Raw genomic sequence first — 1,480 nt, 5'->3', positions numbered from 1 at the left:
TCGCACTGCCCCGGCTCGCACGATCCCGGCTCGCACGATCCCGGGTCGCGCGGTCCCGGTCGGCCGTCCCGAGGAGTGGACGCCCGGGAACGAACGGTGCACGCGATCGACACGAAACAGTGACGATTCGCCTACGCACCCCCACCCCGACCTGCCGTGCTCCGGGGTGCGCCGATTAGGATGCAGACGTCCCCGGCCGGTGGCAGACCCGCCGGCCGCCCCGGCGCATCAGAGCCGGGGCCACCTGGAGACACCAGGGCCCGCCCCGCCCCCACTCCCCCGTTCTCGCCCGCGGTTCGGTGGCCACGGGCGGCGCGCCCTGCCCGTGTGAACGTCACCGGCGTCCCTTTCGACCCGACTTCGGAAAGTCACACGAACCCACAGACGCCGACACGCGTCCCAGACAACACGTCAACACATCATCCGGGCGAGGGGAGCCATGAGCGAAAACGGTCCTTACAACCAGCCACCGCAGAACCCGTACGGCGGCGACGGCACGGGAGGCCAGCCTCCCTACGGCCCGCCGGGCGGTCCCTACGGCGACCCCCACACCGGTGGGCAGCCGGGCTACGCGCCGCAGGGCGCGTACACGGGCGGACAGCCCGCCTACGGTCCCCCCGGCGGCTACCCGCCGCCGCAGCCGCCCAAGAGCGGCGGCAAGGCCGCCCTGTGGGTGGTCATCGGTGGCGGCGCGGTGATCGTCGTCCTCGTGGTCGCGCTCATCATCATGCTCGCCACCAACCGCAACGACCCGGGCGGCAACGTCGCGGACCCGCCGCAGGTCAGCCCCGAGGCCTCCGAGCCGGCCAGCGAGCCGGAGGAGCCGGTCGAGGAGCCCGCGGGCGGCGGCGGCCCGGCGGGCGAGCCCCCCTACACGCTTCCGATCGAGCCCTGCGAGGCCCTGACCGACCGCGTGGCCGAGGGCCTGCTCATGGCCCAGGACGGCTCCAAGAGCACCAGCGACAACCGGTCCTCCTGCTCCGACATCAGCGGTGCCGCCCCCGCGGGCAACCCGGACACCATGTTCGGCACCTACGACGTCGAGTACTCGACCCCCTACGCCGGTTCGGACTCCATCGAGGGCGCCAAGAGCGACTTCCAGGACGCCCTCTCCAACGCCCGCGGCCAGGGCTCGTACTCCCTGTACGACTCCGAGCACCTGGACGTGGACAAGGAGATCGCGCTGGGCGACGAGGCCGTCTACATCACCACGAAGTACGACTGGCTCGGCCAGCCCGTCCCCACGGCCATCGTGTTCATCCGCTCGGGCAACGTGAACATCGAGGTCACGTACACCATGGCGGCGGGCTTCAGCGCCTCCGACGCCGACGTCGAGAAGTTCACGCTCCCCGACGACATCGAGCAGACCATGCTCTACGCCGGTGAGGACGCCCTCGCCCTGCTCGGCGCCGGCTGACCCCGGACCCCCGGGCACCGGAGAAGGAACAGACAGGACGGAGGGGCCGCGGCGAACGCCGCG

1 protein-coding gene is annotated in these 1,480 nt (G+C 72.1%); it reads left to right on the top strand.

The annotated features are described in order from the left end of the window. Positions 1-439: 439 nt before the first annotated feature. A complete protein-coding gene (locus ACJOT3_RS34450; RefSeq protein WP_406977322.1) occupies positions 440-1,417 on the top strand; it encodes a DUF3558 domain-containing protein in 978 nt (325 codons plus the stop codon). Positions 1,418-1,480: the final 63 nt, after the last annotated feature.

The sequence above is a fragment of the Nocardiopsis protaetiae genome (assembly GCF_045446735.1).
GTDB lineage: Bacteria > Actinomycetota > Actinomycetes > Streptosporangiales > Streptosporangiaceae > Nocardiopsis > Nocardiopsis protaetiae.
Note: the sequence above shows the minus strand (reverse complement) of the source record. Positions and strands in the feature narration are given on the sequence as shown.